The following is a 17,675-nucleotide window of genomic DNA, read 5'->3' as shown; positions in this document are numbered from 1 at the left end:
CGAGCATTACTTGCCGGTAATCATCGGCAGGTTCAGCCCCTGCTCCTTGGCGCAGTCGATAGCGATCTGGTAGCCCGCATCGGCGTGACGCATGACACCGGTGGCCGGGTCGTTGTGCAGTACGCGAGCGATACGCTCGGCCGCTTCGTCAGTCCCGTCGCAGACAATCACCATGCCCGAGTGCTGGGAGAAGCCCATGCCGACGCCGCCGCCGTGGTGCAGGGAAACCCAGGTCGCGCCGCTCGCGGTGTTGAGCAGAGCGTTGAGCAGTGGCCAGTCGGACACGGCGTCGGAACCGTCCTGCATCGATTCGGTTTCGCGGTTCGGGCTGGCGACAGAACCGGAGTCCAGGTGATCGCGACCAATCACGATTGGCGCGGACAATTCACCGCTGCGAACCATTTCGTTGAACGCCAGACCGAGCTTGGCGCGCAGGCCCAGGCCAACCCAGCAGATACGTGCCGGCAGACCCTGGAAGCTGATGCGCTCGCGCGCCATGTCGAGCCAGTTGTGCAGGTGGGCGTCGTCCGGGATCAGTTCTTTTACTTTGGCGTCAGTCTTGTAGATGTCCTGCGGATCGCCCGACAGTGCAGCCCAACGGAATGGACCGATGCCGCGGCAGAACAGCGGACGAATGTAAGCCGGTACGAAGCCTGGGAAGTCGAATGCGTTTTCCACGCCTTCTTCTTGCGCCATCTGACGGATGTTGTTGCCGTAGTCGAAGGTCGGGATTCCCATCTTCTGGAAGTCGAGCATGGCTTTAACGTGCACGGCCATGGATTGCTTGGCGGCTTTGACCACGGCAGCAGGCTCGGTTTTTGCGCGAGCGCGGTACTCGTCCCAGGTCCAGCCGGCTGGCAGGTAACCGTTGAGCGGGTCGTGGGCGCTGGTCTGGTCGGTAACCATGTCCGGGCGCACGCCGCGCTTGACCAGTTCTGGAAGGACTTCAGCTGCGTTGCCAAGCAGGGCGATGGAAATCGCTTTGCCTTCTTTAGTGTATTTAGCGATGCGGGCCAGCGCGTCGTCGAGGTCGGTGGCTTGCTCATCGACATAACGGCTGTTCAAACGGAAATCGATACTGACCTGCTGGCATTCGATGTTCAGCGAGCAAGCGCCGGCCAGGGTGGCGGCCAGTGGTTGAGCGCCGCCCATGCCGCCTAGACCAGCGGTCAGGACCCAACGTCCTTTCAGGTCATCGTTGTAGTGTTGGCGACCGGCTTCGACGAAGGTTTCGTAGGTGCCTTGAACGATGCCCTGGCTGCCGATATAGATCCAGCTGCCGGCGGTCATCTGGCCGTACATGGCCAGGCCTTTGGCGTCGAGTTCGTTGAAGTGTTCCCAGCTCGCCCAGTGTGGCACCAGGTTGGAGTTGGCGATCAGTACGCGCGGGGCGTTGCTGTGGGTCTTGAACACGCCGACCGGCTTGCCGGATTGCACCAGCAGGGTCTCGTCGTCGTTCAGGTTGGTCAGGCTTTCGACGATCTTGTCGTAGCATTCCCAGTTACGCGCCGCACGACCGATACCACCGTAAACCACCAGTTCTTTAGGGTTCTCGGCGACTTCCGGGTCGAGGTTGTTCATCAACATGCGCAGCGGCGCTTCGGTCAGCCAGCTCTTGGCGGTCAGCTTGTTACCGCGGGCAGCGCGGATTTCGACGTTACGGTGCTTTGTAAAAGAAGCGGTCGTAGGTTTCTGGGTATTGTCAGTCACGAAAAAGACTCCTCAGCGATCAATCCAAACCAACCCTGGCGGTGGGTAAGCCAGCCTGTGCGCATCGTGGCGCCACAAGCGAATCAGTTGACGCTGCGAGGAGTCTCGATCGGCTCATACGCATACGTCTTTACTTGTACATACAAGCATATGCAATCAAGCGGCCAACTTATTGGATGGGTGTTCAAGAAAAGTTTTTGGAGAGATGGAAGGCTTGTAGATCAGGGGTTCTGGCGGAGATGAAATTTTTCTGGGGGTTTTGCGAGGGGAGTGATCGCTGTTACTTGAGCGTGGATTTGCGCCACGCTGGGGCGTTCGGTAACAAGTTGGTGCGCAGTTTCGAATCAGATGATCGTTCCCACGCTCTGCGTGGTAACGCCTCTTTGGACGCTCAGCGTCCGCTGTTGCGACGGTGACGCGGAGCGTCACGGGATGCATTCCCACGCGGGAGCGTGGGAACGATCAGTGGAGGGGTTGAATCAGCGTGCAGTCAGTTCAATCACGCAGCATTGGCCACTGACGGAGACTTCCAGCAGGCCAACGTTACCGTCGAGTTGCAGGCAATCATGGCGGCCCAGTTGCGAGGCACTGTTACCGACCTTCACTTCAAGCTCGTCGGTGACACTGAACACGAGCACAGTGCCCGCCGAGCTGAAAAACCGCTGCTCGCCGTCCAGCCACTGCAACCGCGCGCGGTAACGCTGCGGTGCATAGATCAGGTTGAAATCGCGAATCGGCCCACCGAGCAATGTGCAGGAAACCTGACTCTCGCCGCTGAAAGCAAACGGGTCCAGCGGTAACAACGGCTGCGTGTCCTGGCCATCGACGCGCAAGGTCATGCCATCACCTTGCAGCACAGTGATCACCCGCTCGTAACCGGCAAACGTAGAAAACCCGCCCGACTCGCCAATATCGGCAATCGACAGGCGCCAGCCAAATCCATCAAGGCCGGTGCCCGCATCACGGGTGATTTCTTCGGTGCTACCGCCGCCGTTTTTCCACGGCATGCGCGGGTAATCTTTTGCGCGTAGAACCTTCAACTCATTCATTTATGGCTCTCTATTTATGAAACCGACCTTCCAGACGATGACGGGAACCGGGGTGGATCAAACGGGCGGCGGTCACCGGCTGACGGCCGGACCAGGTGCGGCGACGAATCAGCAGGCACGGCTCGCCCTTTTCAATCTGTAGCAATTTGCACTCGCTGGCTTCAGCCAGAATCGCCTCGACCACATGCTCGCCTTCGGTCAGTGGCGCGACCTGGTTCAGATAGGCGTATGGCGTTTGCAGGGTGAAGTCCTGCTTGAGGTAGTCCGGCGCCACCAGCGCGTTGACGAAACGGTCTTCGATTTGCACCGGAATATCGTTTTCGAAATGCACGATCAGCGAGTGAAAGACTTTCTGGCCTTCACGCATGTCCAGCGCCAAGGCGCGCTCGGAACCGGCGGCCTCTTCTTCGAGGGTGATGACCTTGCAGGTATGACGATGGCCACGGGAGGCGATTTCGTCGGCGATGTTGTGCACTTCAAACAGCGCGGACTGACTTTTCGGCTCGGCGACAAAAGTCCCGACACCTTGCATGCGCACCAACAGACCGTCGGCGGTCATCTCGCGCAGGGCGCGGTTGATGGTCATGCGGCTGAAACCCAGTTGGTTGACCAGCTCGCTTTCCGACGGAACGCGGTAGTGCGGCGGCCAGTTTCCACTGTCGATTTGCTGGGTGATCATCTGTTTGACGCGGGCGTACAAGGGCGCCGGACTGTCGCCCATGTGTGCGGCCAACGGAGAGACTGCAGGCGGAGTCGGCACGGTTAATCCTTGTTGATCTGTTAGAGGTGATATGGCTCGTATGGTTAGTTCTGTCATTCAATTTCGGCGCCAGAAATCCAGATCCTGCGTTGCTGCTCCTCGCCATAGCCAGCTATGACTCGTCGCAGCGCCTTGGCTCTGAATTTCTGGCATCCGAACTTGAACTGACGAACTAACCACACGAGCCACATAGCTTGCCGGAGTTTACCGAGCAGGCAAACGTCTGTATATGTATATACAAATAACACACGATGGGGTGCTGAACCATGTCCGCCTTCTTTGCCGAACGCGCGCTGCTGCCTAATGGATGGGCCAATAATGTACGTCTTGAGGTCAGCGCCGACGGCGTGTTGACCCATATCCAGGCCGATTCCCACGCAGATGACGCCGAACGGTTAAGCGGTCCGCTGCTGCCAGGGATGCCGAATTTGCACTCCCACGCCTTCCAGCGGGCCATGGCCGGGCTAGCGGAAGTGGCAGGTAACCCGAACGACAGTTTCTGGACCTGGCGCGATTTGATGTATCGCCTCGTCGGAAAAATCAGCCCGGAGCAGCTCGGCGTCATCGCTCGTCAGCTGTACATCGAAATGCTCAAGGCCGGTTACACCTCGGTCGCAGAATTTCACTACGTACACCACGACACCAACGGTCAGCCGTACGCCGACCCGGCCGAACTGGCGCTGCGCATCAGCCAGGCCGCCAGTTCCGCCGGGATCGGCCTGACCCTGCTGCCGGTGCTGTACAGCCATTCCGGGTTCGGCGGCCAGGCCCCGAACGAAGGTCAGCGGCGCTTTATCAACAGCACCGAAAACTACCTCAAGCTTCAGTCGCGCTTGCAACCGATCCTGGCGCAGCAACCGGCGCAGTCGCTGGGTTTGTGTTTCCACTCGTTGCGTGCGGTAACACCGCAGCAAATCAGCGAAGTACTGGCTGCCAGCGACAAGCGGTGCCCGGTGCACATTCACATCGCCGAGCAGCAGAAGGAAGTCGATGACTGCCTGGGCTGGAGCGGTCGCCGTCCGCTGCAATGGTTGTACGAAAACACCGAGGTCGATCAGCGCTGGTGCCTGGTTCACGCGACCCACGCCAACCCGGAAGAAGTCACGCTGATGGCCAAGAGTCGCGCCATCGCCGGTTTGTGCCTGACCACCGAAGCCAACCTCGGCGACGGTATCTTCCCGGCGGTGGATTTCCTCGCTCAGGGCGGGCGCATAGGAATTGGCTCCGACAGTCATGTGTCATTGAGCGTGGTCGAAGAATTACGCTGGCTGGAATATGGCCAGCGCCTGCGCGACCAACGACGTAATCGTTTGTATGGCGCGGATCAGCCGATGGTTGGCCGCACACTGTACGACGCAGCGCTGGATGGCGGGGCTCAGGCGTTGGGTCAGCCGATTGGCGCGCTGCAAGTTGGCAAACGTGCGGATTGGCTGGTGCTGGATGGCAACGATCCGTACCTGGCAACAGCCAGTGGCGACGGGATTCTGAATCGTTGGTTGTTTGCCGGTGGCGACCGCCAGGTGCGGGATGTGCTGGTCAATGGCCAGTGGGTTGTGCGCGACAGGCGTCATGGCGGGGAAGAAGAAAGCAACCGCGCGTTCACCCAGGTCTTGCGCGATCTCCTGGGCTGATCCCTCAGCAGATCGTTCCCACGCTCTGCGTGGGAATGCCTCAATGGACGCTCTGCGTCCGGTCTTGGGACGCGGAGCGTCCCGGGCTGCATTCCCACGCGGAGCGTGGGAACGATCAGTAGCAGAGTAATCAGTTCGAAGTCTTGGCCATTTGCGTATCTGTCGCACGCCAAATCAGTCGCGTGGTGTCGTAGCCCTGCTGACGTGCTTTGCTCAGCAATTCCTCACGCACAACGCCATTGACCGTCGGGGTCCGTGACAGCAGCCACAGATACTTGCGGCTCGGATCGCCAACAATGGCGGTCTTGTAGTCATCGCTGACGTACAACACCCAGTACTCGCCCTTCGCAACACCCGGTATCAGCCGCGAAAACCAGTTGTCGAACTCGACCCACAATTTGTCGGTCTTGCCCGGCACCTGTGGCCAAGCCGTGCCTTTGGCCTCTTCCCATTGCCAGTCCGCCGTCAGACAGCGGTTCAGTACCAACACGTCGCCGTCAGGCTTGAGCGTGTAATGGGCTTCGGATTGTGCGCAGTTACGCTGGAAATACATCGGCAGACGGGCCAACTCGTACCAGGTCCCTTGGTACTTCTTAAGATTGACGCTGTTGACCGTTTTCGGTGTCAATGGATCTACGCCAGAAGTGGCGCAGCCGGCCAAAACCAGGCCGGCTAAAAGGACTATCAGTAACCGTTTCATTGTTTTTCTCCCGTGGGCGCTTAGCCCCGGATTACTTCAGGCCTTGGCCGGAAAACATCAGCACTTTGTCACCGGCGTACTGCACGCTGATAAAGCTGTTCTTGTCACCCCAGGTACAACTGGACAAGCCGAGCGCGCCCGAGCAGTCGGTGGGTTTGCCCAGCAAAGTTTCTACCTCGGCCTTGGGCATGCCTGACGACAGCTTCGAGTAGTTTTCCTGATTGATCTTGCTGCACGCGGCCAACAACACGCAGAACGAAAGCAGGGCGATAGAGCGCAGCGACATTGTGTAGCTCCTGGGGCGAAGGGGAATGGCATGACTGCCAAGCTGAAGCTTAGAAGGGAAAACCCCTGCCTGGTTCCCCGGCTCGCCGGCTATTTGTGTGGCCGCTCGTCTGTTTTTCGTGAAATATCAGGAACTTTCGTTTGTTGTTGAGCGTTTCGTCGGTTTTCGCAAAAACCGCCTAATCTTTGCCGCCGCTCAGTCGACATAAAGGCAGCGCAAAGCCCCATGACTGTGGCAGATTGCCCCCCTTTGTTGACCAGCCTCTTCGTGGTAGCTCATTTAATGACCAGAAACATGAAGTTCAGCCACAAGATCTTGTTGGCTGCTGCCCTCGTGGTGGCCGTTGCATTCGCTTGCTTCATCCTCTTCAACGACTACCGCCAGCGGCAAACCCTGCGCAGCAGCACCGAATCCTCGATGCAGGAACTCGGCAGCCTGACCACCAGCAACATCCAGACCTGGCTGGAAAGCCGCATTCAGTTGCTGCAATCGCTGTCCCAACAGATCGCAGTGGACGGCAGCGCTCAGGCCAACCTCAAGCGCGCCATCGACCTGCCGGCCTACACCAGTAATTTTCAGCTGAGCTACTTCGGTGGCACCGACGGCGTAATGTTTTCGGTCCCGGCCGGCAATCGTGCGGCGGATTACGACCCTCGCGCCCGTGGCTGGTACAAGGCGGCCAACAGCGCGCAGCAGACCATCGTCACCGAACCGTATATCGCCGCGTCGTCGGGCAAACTGGTGATCACCGTCGCCACGCCGGTGAAACATCAGAATCAAATGATCGGCGTCGCCGGCGCAGACATTGACCTGTCCAGCGTCAGCGCGATCATCAACTCGCTGAACTTCGGCGGCCACGGCCATGCCTTTATCGTCAGTGCCGACGGCAAAATCCTGATCCACCCGGACAGCAAACTGGTACTCAAGAGCCTGACCGACGCCTACCCGAACGGCGCCCCGAACGTCAGCCCGGGCATGAAGGAAGTCGAACTCGACGGCAAGACTCAATTCATATCCTTTACCCACGTCAACGGTGTGCCCTCGGCAGACTGGTACGTGGCGCTGGTGCTGGATCAGGACACCGCCTTCTCGATGCTCAGCGAGTTCCGTACCTCGGCGATTATCGCCATGGTCATTGCCGTGGTGATCATCATCGCGCTGTTGGGCATGCTGATCAGCTTCTTGATGCAGCCGTTGCTGACCATGGGTCGCGCCATGCATGACATCGCCGAAGGTGAAGGCGACCTGACCAAACGACTGACCATCCACGGCCAGGACGAATTCGGTGCGCTGGGCACCTCGTTCAACCGTTTTGTGGAACGTATTCACACGTCGATTCGCGAGGTGTCCTCGGCCACTGGCCAGGTCAATGAAGTCGCGCTGCGTGTGGTTGCCGCGTCGAACTCGTCGATGTTCAACTCCGACCAGCAAGCCTCGCGCACCAGCAGCGTGGCCGCAGCCATCAACGAGCTGGGCGCCGCCGCCCAGGAAATCGCCCAGAACGCAGCCCTCGCCTCTCAACATTCGAGCGATGCTCGCGCATTGGCCGAAGACGGTCAGCAAGTCGTCGATAAAACCATCGCGGCGATGCAGCAGCTCTCAGCGAAGATCAGCGATTCGTGCGGCAACATCGAAACGCTCAATAGCAACACCGTGAACATCGGGCAGATTCTGGAAGTGATCACCAGCATCTCCCAGCAGACCAACTTGCTGGCACTCAATGCAGCCATCGAAGCGGCTCGTGCCGGTGAAGCCGGTCGTGGTTTTGCCGTAGTGGCCGACGAGGTGCGCAACCTCGCTCACCGTACCCAGGATTCGGCGCAGCAAGTGCAGAAGATGATCGAGGAACTGCAAGTCGGCGCCCGGGAAGCCGTGAGCACCATGACCGAGAGCCAGCGCCAGAGCGAAAGCAGCGTCGGCATCGCCAACCAGGCGGGCGAACGGCTGGGCAGCGTGACTCAGCGGATCGGTGAGATCGACGGGATGAACCAGTCGGTGGCCACTGCAACGGAAGAGCAGACGGCGGTGGTGGAGTCGATCAACGTCGACATCACCGAGATCAACACGTTAAACCAGGAAGGTGTGGAGAACTTGCAGTCGACCTTGCGCGCGTGTGCCGATCTTGAGCGGCAGGCGGCGCGTTTGAAGCAATTGGTCGGCAGCTTCAGGATTTAAGCCGCTTCACTTGATCGTTCCCACGCAGAGCGTTGGAACGATCAGTCAGAACCGAGACCCCGGTCTCGAAAGAAACACCAACTCCTCAGCCGTAGATTCCCTTCCCAACACCGCATTCCTATGCGGAAACCGACCAAACCGCGCAATCACCTTTTGATGCCGCTCGGCATAATCCAGGTTATCGGCAAACACCGCTCGATCAGCTTCTGGCTGCTCGGCAACCAGCGCGATAAACCGCGAGACGGCCTCGTTCTGCACCGCCAGACTCTCGCAATGCTCAAACACCAGATAGATAAACACCCGCTGAATCGGCAGCAACTGCCGATCAAAATCCGCAGCGATACCTTGCGCCACCAGCGCCTGAGCCCTGAGATCGCCTGCAAAAGATGTTGGCGTGTCGCGAAAGATCATTCGCGGGAGTTGATCGAGCAGCAGCACCAGAGCCAGCCAACCTTCGGGGCGTTGCGCCCAGTCGGTCAATTCGCCGGCCAGTGCCTGCTCGACCCAGTCCCCGAAACGCGTCTGCGCTTCGAGGTCCTGGCTGTCGCGCTTGCCGAACCATAACTTGCCCTTGTCAGCCGCTACTTCGTTGGGTGATTCGGAGTTTCCAAACCACCATTCGAGCAACGGCTTCCAGGGCGCGGTCATGGGTTTATTCCTTGTGGTAAGCCGTGGCGCGTTCGACTTCTTCTTTCGAGCCGAGGAACACCGCTACGCGCTGGTGCAGCCCTTCAGGCTGAATGTTGAGGATGCGCTGATGGCCGTCGGTGGAGGCGCCGCCCGCTTGCTCAACCAGGAACGACATCGGGTTGGCTTCGTACATCAGACGCAGTTTGCCCGGCTTCGACGGCTCGCGGCTGTCGCGTGGGTACATGAACAGTCCGCCACGGGTCAGAATGCGGTGCACGTCGGCAACCATCGCGGCGACCCAGCGCATGTTGTAGTTCTTTTTCAGCGGGCCTTCTTCGCCAGCCAGCAGTTCGCTGACGTAACGTTGTACCGGCGCTTCCCAGTGACGCTGGTTGGACATGTTGACGGCGAATTCCTGCGTGGTTTCAGGAATGGTGATGTCTTCGTGGGTCAGTACGAAGCTGCCCATTTCACGGTCCAGGGTAAAGCCTTTAACGCCATCACCCAGGGTCAGCACCAGCATGGTCTGCGGGCCGTAGATAGCGTAACCGGCGGCTACCTGCTCGGTGCCTGGCTGCAGGAAGGCCTTTTCGTTCAAGGCTTCGTTCTGGCTCAGGTATTCGCTCGGGCAACGCAGCACCGAGAAGATAGTGCCGACCGGTGCGTTGATATCGATGTTCGACGAGCCGTCCAATGGGTCGAATACCAACAGGTAGGCGCCTTTCGGGTATTTGCCCGGGATCTGGTAGGCATTGTCCATTTCTTCGGACGCCATGCCGGCCAGGTGACCGCCCCATTCGTTGGCTTCGAGCAGGATCTCGTTGGAGATCACGTCGAGTTTCTTCTGCACTTCGCCTTGGACGTTTTCGGTGCCCATGCTGCCCAGAACACCACCGAGGGCGCCTTTGGACACGGCGTGGCTGATTTCCTTGCAGGCGCGCGCCACCACTTCGATCAGGAAACGCAGATCGGCAGGCGTGTTGTTGCTACGGGTCTGCTCAATCAAATAGCGACTCAGGGTAACGCGGGACATGGAAGGCTCCGGTGGAATGGGGGGCTAAAAACCCGCGCAGTTTAACGCGAGTCGGGGCGCATTTCCTCCTATCAGACGTGTTACACCCAATAGAGTTCATGCGCCCGGTTGAGCGTAGTTCGAAACCGCCCGGATGTGCACCGGGCGCTGCTGCCAGATTCAAGGGTTGACCGGCGGCTTGCGCAACAGGCTGAACGCCATCGCCGCCAGAAACAAAACGCTGATCAGCAACACCGCCCACAACCCGAACTTCTTCCAATTTGTGTCAGTCGCAGCAGCCGTTGTCACTGTCGGCGCCGGCGTGACCACCGCCCCGCCCTCCACCGTAGCCTTGCCCAACGTCGCCAACTTTGCAGCGCTGTAATCCGGAATCAACGTCGACAGCGGCAGGCTCGCCGCCTTCACCGTGGCACTTCCCAGCACGAGCGTATAAGGCCCCGCTCCGCGCGCCAGGAACACCAATTGAGTGGAGCGCACGGCGAACCGCACAGTCGGGGCCTCGACCCCCAGTCCGCCGCCGCGCTCGTCTACCGTCAGCTTCAACTGCTGCACGGTTTGCCCCGACAGCTGCAATTCGTTCTGCACCACGTCCTGGCCATTCTGGGTCAGGCGATAGAGCAAACCGCTGCTCAGCGGCTGCCAAGGCAGGCTGCTTTCCCGACGACCGGACAAGGTTACCGGCGCCAAACTGTTGGGCTGACTCAACTCGATTTGCAAGCGTTCGACATTCAGCCCCATGGGTAATAGCCAGGTGTATTCACCGGGCTTCACGCTGGTGCCGGCCAGCGGTTGTGACCAGACCAGCGGTAGCGGCAGGCTGCGGGTCTTCGCGCTTTGCAGTTGCGCCGAGGTCAACGTCGGGGCCGATTGCGGCGTGTTCCACAGCAAGCGCAAATAACGGGCCGATTGTCCCGGCAGGGCGACTTCATGCTGCTCGACCCGTTCATCGGCAAACGTCAGGCGTGCCACCTGCCCTTCGCCCCAGGACTGCCAATGTTGCAAGTCGTCGCTGGCTTCGATGGAGAAACGCTGGAAGCCGTCGCGTTCGCTGGTCCAGTCGAGGATCAACTGCTGCAACGGTGCTTTAATGCTGCTGGCGTCGAGCAACCAGCCGCGCAGCATTTCTTCGCCCGCCTCCAGCTGACTGGACGGCTGCACTTCGACCAGCGTGCCGTTGGCATTCGATTGCACCCGCACGCTCGGTGCGTGCTCGGTGGAATCCGCCGAGTTGTACAGCGGGAACCACTTCACGTCGGTCAGGGTGCGGTTCTCGCTGGTTTGCGCCGGCGCGCGGGCCAAGGAATAAGCCTGAGCCTCACCGGCGGCATTGAACACGCGCACATCGCTGAAATCGGTTTGCCGCGCATTCAATTGCACACTCAAGGGCAATTCGAGGCGATACCACGGGCCTTCGCCGCTCACGGACAACGGCACTTGGGTGGCGAAGTCCGCCGGTTTTTCCTGAGCACTGGCTGACAGCGCCACACCCAGCGCAACAGCGCCCAACCAACCCAAGTTCAGCTTCTGACTCAAGACGACACTCCTTCGGTTTGCGGGGCCGGTTTTTCAGCCTCCGGCACAGACTCGGCGCGCTTGGGCGGCAACGGGGCGAAATAGCCCACGACCAACAGCAACACGCCAACGCCGATAAACGAGACGATCCGGGCGAGTCCGCCGCGGTTACTCAACTCGACAAAGAACAGTTTGGCCACCACCACACCGATCAGCCCCGCACCGATCAGCCAGACTTCGCGGCGATCACGCAGATGACCGCCGATCATCAGACTCAAGGCCATCAAGGTCCAGACGATAGACAGACCGGCCTGCACCCGCATGGATTCGAGCAACGCCTCCAGCTCGAACGGCACACCGCCCCAATGGTGGGCCGTGCGCATCACCAGTGCAGTGAAGAACACAAACAGCGAAACGCCAGCGACCAGTTGCGTGGCGTGATCAAAGTAGTCCTGGCGGATCGACAGGTGCGGCACGGCGCTGCGGGACCAGACATAAACCCCGAACAGCGCAAACAGCAGACCCAACTCCAGCGGGTTGATCAGCGGCACATAAGGCAACGGCTCGGCGGTGCCGTCACTGACGACGTTTGCCAGCCAGAACCAGCCGAGCATCAGCAACGCCAGCGGTGCCGCCGCGTACACACGGTATTCGCGCGGATAAGCCGATACCGGCCATGGCCAGCCACGGGGGGCCGCCATCAGCACCAAATACAGGCTCGGCAGAATCGCCCAACCCAACCAGCGCCAGGCATTGTATTGCTCGGACAACAGCAACAGGCCGTAACGCAGCTCCAGGGCCAGCACGCCGATCAACAGCCAGCAGCCGAGCACGTGGGCGGTACTGAGGACGCGCGCCGGCAGCATCGGCGCCAGACGTCGCAGGGAGATGAAATGCATAACGAACACGGCGGCCCATGCCAGCCAACCAACGTTGGCCGCCGGGTGATAACGCGAGTGCCACGCAGCCAGTAACACCAACCCGGCAGCAGGAATCAGCAAGGTGCAGAGCAAGCCCAGCGCCGACCATTTCGACCGCAACGCCAACACCGTCCACAGCGCAACGCTCAGCGCCGCAACGGCCAGCAACAGCGTCGCTTGCAGATTCAACGGTGCGAAGCGCAGCACTTCACTGACCCACGCCAGCGCCCACCAACCCGCGCCCCACACCAGCAGCACTTCGGACAAACGCTGCAAGCTCAGCGCATCAAACGCCGAGGCATGGTTGCCGAGCTGCAAGCGCCACGCGCCGACCATCGCGGCCAAGCCCAACACCAGCGGCGTCCAGAAGCCGCTATGGGCCAGAGGCTTCAAACCTTCGCTGGCCAGCGGCCCGAGCAGGTCCGGACCGGCGAACAGGAACGCCGCGCCGCCAATCACCTGCAACAGCAAGCCGAAGACAAAACTCACGCGCTGCTTGAGGTACAGACTGAGCCAAATGATGAACAAGCCACTGGCTGCCCACACCGCACTCGCGGCTTGCCATGGCAACACGAACAGCACCGCCAGATTGATCAGTACCAGACCGGCCAGCAACACCACCGACAAGCCGCGCAACAGTCGAGCGTCGCGGCGCACCATCTGGTCCCGTGCCGCCAGCAACATGCCGGCGATCAGCGCCAGGCCGATCAACGACGCGCTCAGCAGGCCGCTCCAGCCGGCACTGAGCACGGCGCCAGACTCACCGCTCGAACTCTGCAGCCGCAGCAGGAACAACGCACCGCCGAGCAATTGCACAGCGAACGCAGTGAACAGGAAGGTGCGCGATTGCAGACGCAGGCCGACGAACAACGTCGCCAACCCCGCCAGCGCCCAACTGATCGCCGTGCCGTGAGTGAAGAAGAACAACGGCGCCAGAAGATAGAGGAAAGTCAGACCGAGGCAGGCCAATACGGGCAGCCCTTTGCGTTCCCATTCCGATGCTTGTTCGGGCAAGGCTTTACGCAATTGATAGAAGCTGAACAACAACGCCACGCCGAGCATCAACGCACCCAGCGGCGCACCCTCCAGCAGGCTGCTTTCACCGATCCGCAGTTCACTGAGGAAGGCCAGGGCCGAGCCCAATTGCAGCAGCAAGGCAAAGGCTCGGGCCAGCGGTCGTTGCTGACGCAGGCCGAGCCAGAAGATGCCGGCGCCTTCGACGGCCCATGCAGCAGCGGTCCAGCGCGCATCGAGGCCCAACGGAATCGCCAGGCTGGCGAAGATGACCCCCAGTGCCAGGCAGGTTTCCGTCAGCAGCAACGCTCGCCCCCCCATCAGCAACCGTGCCAGGCCCATGTAAATCATGCCCAACGCCAACGCGCTGAAGGCGGCGGCAAACTCGAGATGCTGAACCAGAGCGAATTGCAAACCGAAGCCCACCAACGCAGGACCGAAGAGCATCGTGCCGTCGACGTAATCACCCTTGCGCGTTGACCAGCGCAGCAGCGCCTGACGGCTGTCATCCTCGGGCGCGTCGCTCATTTCCAGCAACGTGCGCCGGGCGAACAGCAGGCCGATCGCCAGGTACATCAGGAAAAACACAATCAGAAACGGCTCGGTGCTCCACAACAATTCCGGCGCATAGGAGCGCAGGCCCCAGGCGAAACCGATGCCGAAGGTGCCGACGAAGCCGATCAAGTTGAGCAGCCGCCAGGCCTTGAACCAGGCGATGGCGAGGATGCCGGCGTTGAGCAACGCAAAGTAGCTAAACAGCGCGACAGGGTTGCCGGCGCCGGTGGAGGTCAGGATCGGCGCGGCGAAACCGCCGAGTGCCGCTGCGGCGGCGAGACCCAGCGCGTCCTGGGTGATGGCAAGAATCGCCGAGAACACCGTCACCGCGACCAGCAGGCCCAACGCCGCAGTAGGATCGAGCAGCGGATGCAGGCGCATTGCGGCAAACACGGTCAGGTACAACACCGCGATCCCGGTGCCTTGCAGCATCAACGCGTAATGGCTGTTGCGTAATCGCAGCCACCAGCCCAGGCCGAGCAGGCCCAACGCAGCCGCCGCGACACCGGCGTAACGCAACTCGATCGGCACCACCATGCCTTCAGTGGCGTAACGCAACAGGAAAGCCAGACCGAGAAACAACAACACCACACCAACTCGCAGCACGGTGTTGCCGCCGAACAGCCAGTTGCGGGCGCCGCTGATGGCGCGCTCGATGACATTCGGACCGCGCGGGATGGCGGGCTGTTGCGGCTCGCGGGCGACTGGCTCGGGTTTCCAGGGATCGGCAGGAAGCGGGCGACTGGTTTCAGGGGCCGCAGCAATAATCGGTTCTAATTCGGGAGGGAGTTCCCAGATCAGCTCCGGAGAGGCGACAAGGGCTTCATCGAGCAAGATTTCTGGGGACGGGACGGTTTCGCTGGCAGCCAGTTCGCTGGCTTCAGGCGCTTTGAAGCCAGACACCTCGAGCAATGCCAGACGTTGCTCGACCGCACTCAGGGCCACCTGAGTCTGTTCAAGCAGCCGGCGCTGCTCGACAGTTTGTGAATCCAGGCGGCCAATGCGAATGGCCTGGCCAATTCCCAACCCGAGCAGCCCGCCCAGCAGCGCATCGCTGAACGACTCGTCGAGTAGCCAACCCAGCACCAGCCCAATCAGCATGAACATCCATTGCATTGTCGATATCCCTAAGCGGTCCATTGCCTTGTGGCGTCTGCGCGGTCACTGAAACATTCGGCAAACTGACGCTCAGTATATCGGCCAAGCCCAACAACCGTCGGGCCTTGCTCGCAATTATTGCTAAAAGTTACTCCAGCGCTTTCCAGATATCCGTGGCGTACTCGCGAATGGTCCGGTCGGAGGAGAACCAGCCCATCCGGGAAGTGCTCAACACCGCCGAACGCCACCATGCTTGAGAATCGTGCCAATGGGCTTCAACGCGCATCTGCGCGTCCCAGTAAGAGTCGAAATCGGCGCAGACCAGGAAGCGATCATAGTCGATCAACGAATCGATCAATCCTGCGTAACGGGACGGATCATCCGGCGAGAACACCCCGCCGCGTATCGCTTGCAGCACGTCATTCAGACGGTGGGAGGCCGCAATATCCGGCGTCGCGTTGAACTCATGGTTCTGCTTGCGCGCTTCAACCTGCTGAGCGCTGAGGCCGAAGATGAACATGTGCTCGACACCGATGCGCTCGCACATTTCGACGTTGGCCCCGTCCATGGTACCGATGGTCAGCGCGCCGTTGAGGCCGAACTTCATGTTGCTGGTACCCGACGCTTCGAAGCCTGCGGTGGAAATCTGCTCCGACAAATCCGCTGCCGGGATAATGCTTTCCGCCAGACTGACGTTGTAGTTGGGCAGGAATACCACTTTCAGCAAACCGCGCACGGTCGGATCGTTGTTCACCACCCGGGCGATGTCGTTGGTCAATTTGATGATCAGCTTGGCCTGGTGATAACTGGCTGCGGCCTTACCGGCGAAGATCTTCACCCGCGGCACCCAATCGATTTCCGGCTCGGCGCGAATGGCCTGATACAGCGCGACGGTGTGCAACAGGTTGAGCAACTGACGTTTATATTCGTGGATCCGTTTGACCTGTACGTCGAACATCGCTGCAGGGTTAACCGCAATCCCCAGTCGTTCATGAATGATGTACGCCAGGGCTTTCTTGCTGTGCAGGCGCTGCTCGGCGAACGCCTTGCGGAACGCGGCTTTCTCGGCGAACGGTTCCAGTTCCAGCAGTCGTTTCTCAGCGTTGTCCAGCAGATCCGGGCCGAGCGCGTCGACCATCATCGAGGTCAACTCCGGGTTGGCCTGATAGAGCCAGCGGCGGAAGGTGATGCCGTTGGTCTTGTTGTTGATCCGGTCAGGGTAAAGTTTGTGCAGTTCGGAGAACACCGTTTTGCGCATCAACTGCGTGTGCAGTGCGGACACGCCGTTGACGCTGTGGGAACCGAGGAACGCGAGATTGCCCATGCGCACGCGGCGGCCATTGTCTTCCTCGATCAGCGACACCGCGCGCAGCACTTCAAAGTCGTGAATACCTTTGGCGCGCAGCGAATCGATGTGCTGGGCGTTGATCAGGTAAATGATCTGCATGTGCCGCGGCAGCATCCGTTCCATCAAACCGACCGGCCAGGTTTCCAGCGCTTCCGGCAGCAGCGTGTGGTTGGTGTAGGACAGCGTGTCGACGGTGACTTGCCACGCCGCATCCCACGCGACGTCGTAAACGTCGACCAGCTGACGCATCAGCTCGGCCACGGCAATCGAGGGATGGGTGTCGTTGAGTTGGATCGCTGCATGATCGCCCAGGGTCAGAACCGAGGTGTGCATGTTGCGATGACGGCGCAGCAAGTCCTGCAAGGACGCGGCGACAAAGAAATACTCCTGACGCAGGCGCAATTCCTGGCCCGCTTCGTTGCTGTCCGCCGGGTAGAGCACCCGAGAAATACTTTCGGCCCGGGCCACTTCTGCCACGGCGCCCAAATGGTCACCGGCGTTGAAGCGTTCCAGGTGCAAATCTTCCATGGCCCGGGCGCGCCACAAGCGCAGCGTGTTGACGCTCGCCCCGCGCCAGCCGACGACCGGCGTGTCATAAGCAATCGCGCGAACGGTTTCCGCTGGCGTCCAGACTTGCCTGGACTTGCCGGCTTCATCCGTCACGGTTTCGACACTGCCGCCGAAGCCGATCGGGTAAACGACCTCTGGCCGTTCGAACTCCCAAGGGTTGCCGAAATCCAGCCAGTGTTCGGTTTGCTCCTGCTGCCAGCCGTCGACGATGGCCTGGCGGAATAAGCCGTGTTCGTACCGAATGCCGTAACCGTGGCCGGCAATGCCGAGTGTCGACATGCTTTCCATGAAGCACGCGGCAAGACGACCGAGGCCGCCGTTGCCCAGCGCTGCGTCGGGTTCCAGCAGGCGGATGCGCTCAAGGTCGACGCCGAGCTCAGTCAGGGCCTCGCGGGCCACGTCAAGCAGGCCGAGGTTGCTCAGGCTGTCGTAGAGCAGACGGCCGATAAGAAATTCGAGGGAGAGGTAGTAAACCCGCTTTTGTCCTTTGCGGTAGATCTGCCGGGTGTGATCCATCCAGTGCTCGACCATGTGATCGCGCGCCGCCAGGGCAATGGCTTCGAACCAGTCGTGGTCGAAGGCGTGATCCGGGTCTTTGCCCACCGCGTAGGTGAGTTTGGTCAAGACGGCGTCGCGGAATGCGGCCACCTCTGCTTCGCGAACAAGTGGTTCTTGAGTCATCGA

General features: G+C 60.4%; 12 protein-coding genes and 1 pseudogene. 3 read left to right on the top strand and 10 right to left on the bottom strand.

The window, feature by feature from the left end:
* Positions 1–6 precede the first annotated feature (6 nt).
* From hutU to hutC, 3 genes are all read right to left on the bottom strand, one after another.
* The gene (gene hutU / locus ACYZTR_RS02680; protein ID WP_461976223.1) at positions 7–1,710 is read right to left on the bottom strand and encodes a urocanate hydratase; all 1,704 of its coding nucleotides are present in this window, start codon (positions 1,708–1,710) and stop codon (positions 7–9) included.
* Positions 1,711–2,189: 479 nt separating this feature from the next.
* Positions 2,190–2,759, bottom strand: coding sequence for a HutD/Ves family protein (locus tag ACYZTR_RS02675; protein WP_461976221.1), 570 nt, complete (start codon positions 2,757–2,759; stop codon positions 2,190–2,192).
* 10 nt (positions 2,760–2,769) lie between these two features.
* Positions 2,770–3,480, bottom strand: a complete 711-nt coding sequence (hutC, locus tag ACYZTR_RS02670; protein WP_177326944.1) for a histidine utilization repressor — start codon at positions 3,478–3,480, stop codon at positions 2,770–2,772.
* Between the two features lie 305 nt (positions 3,481–3,785).
* Between hutC and ACYZTR_RS02665 the strand changes: the two genes are divergently transcribed.
* Complete coding sequence (locus ACYZTR_RS02665; RefSeq protein WP_461976219.1) at positions 3,786–5,150, top strand: formimidoylglutamate deiminase; 1,365 nt, start codon at positions 3,786–3,788, stop codon at positions 5,148–5,150.
* A 130-nt stretch (positions 5,151–5,280) separates the two neighbouring features.
* Here the strand turns inward: ACYZTR_RS02665 and ACYZTR_RS02660 are convergent, their stop codons facing one another.
* Together ACYZTR_RS02660 and ACYZTR_RS02655 are read right to left on the bottom strand one after the other, a co-directional pair.
* Positions 5,281–5,850 (bottom strand): lipocalin family protein, encoded by a 570-nt coding sequence (locus ACYZTR_RS02660; protein WP_461976217.1) that lies wholly within the window; start codon positions 5,848–5,850, stop codon positions 5,281–5,283.
* Positions 5,851–5,881: 31 nt separating this feature from the next.
* The gene (locus ACYZTR_RS02655) at positions 5,882–6,136 is read right to left on the bottom strand and encodes a hypothetical protein (protein ID WP_461976215.1); all 255 of its coding nucleotides are present in this window, start codon (positions 6,134–6,136) and stop codon (positions 5,882–5,884) included.
* 225 nt (positions 6,137–6,361) lie between these two features.
* Here ACYZTR_RS02655 and ACYZTR_RS02650 point away from each other — a divergent pair.
* Together ACYZTR_RS02650 and ACYZTR_RS02645 are read left to right on the top strand one after the other, a co-directional pair.
* Positions 6,362–7,453: pseudogene (locus tag ACYZTR_RS02650) on the top strand (HAMP domain-containing protein); the annotation flags it as partial.
* Between the two features lie 93 nt (positions 7,454–7,546).
* A complete protein-coding gene (locus tag ACYZTR_RS02645) occupies positions 7,547–8,311 on the top strand; it encodes a methyl-accepting chemotaxis protein (protein ID WP_461979559.1) in 765 nt (254 codons plus the stop codon).
* 45 nt (positions 8,312–8,356) lie between these two features.
* On the opposite strand, the gene ACYZTR_RS02640 is transcribed toward ACYZTR_RS02645, so the two are convergent.
* The 5 genes from ACYZTR_RS02640 to ACYZTR_RS02620 all read right to left on the bottom strand — a co-directional run bounded on the left by ACYZTR_RS02640 (position 8,357) and on the right by ACYZTR_RS02620 (position 17,672).
* Positions 8,357–8,959, bottom strand: coding sequence for a DUF924 family protein (locus tag ACYZTR_RS02640; protein ID WP_461976213.1), 603 nt, complete (start codon positions 8,957–8,959; stop codon positions 8,357–8,359).
* 4 nt (positions 8,960–8,963) lie between these two features.
* Positions 8,964–9,974 (bottom strand): class 1 fructose-bisphosphatase, encoded by a 1,011-nt coding sequence (locus ACYZTR_RS02635; protein WP_461976211.1) that lies wholly within the window; start codon positions 9,972–9,974, stop codon positions 8,964–8,966.
* 159 nt (positions 9,975–10,133) lie between these two features.
* Positions 10,134–11,507 (bottom strand): DUF3999 domain-containing protein, encoded by a 1,374-nt coding sequence (locus tag ACYZTR_RS02630; RefSeq protein WP_461976209.1) that lies wholly within the window; start codon positions 11,505–11,507, stop codon positions 10,134–10,136.
* A complete protein-coding gene (locus tag ACYZTR_RS02625) occupies positions 11,504–15,091 on the bottom strand; it encodes a DUF2339 domain-containing protein (protein ID WP_461976207.1) in 3,588 nt (1,195 codons plus the stop codon). Before ACYZTR_RS02625 ends, ACYZTR_RS02630 begins: the two co-directional genes overlap by 4 nt.
* A gap of 130 nt (positions 15,092–15,221) precedes the next feature.
* Positions 15,222–17,672 carry a glycogen/starch/alpha-glucan phosphorylase gene (locus tag ACYZTR_RS02620; protein WP_461976205.1) on the bottom strand — a complete coding sequence of 817 codons (2,451 nt, stop codon included), beginning with the start codon at positions 17,670–17,672 and terminating at the stop codon, positions 15,222–15,224.
* Positions 17,673–17,675 lie beyond the last annotated feature (3 nt).

The organism is Pseudomonas sp. Hz4, assembly GCF_054898165.1.
Note: the sequence above shows the minus strand (reverse complement) of the source record. Positions and strands in the feature narration are given on the sequence as shown.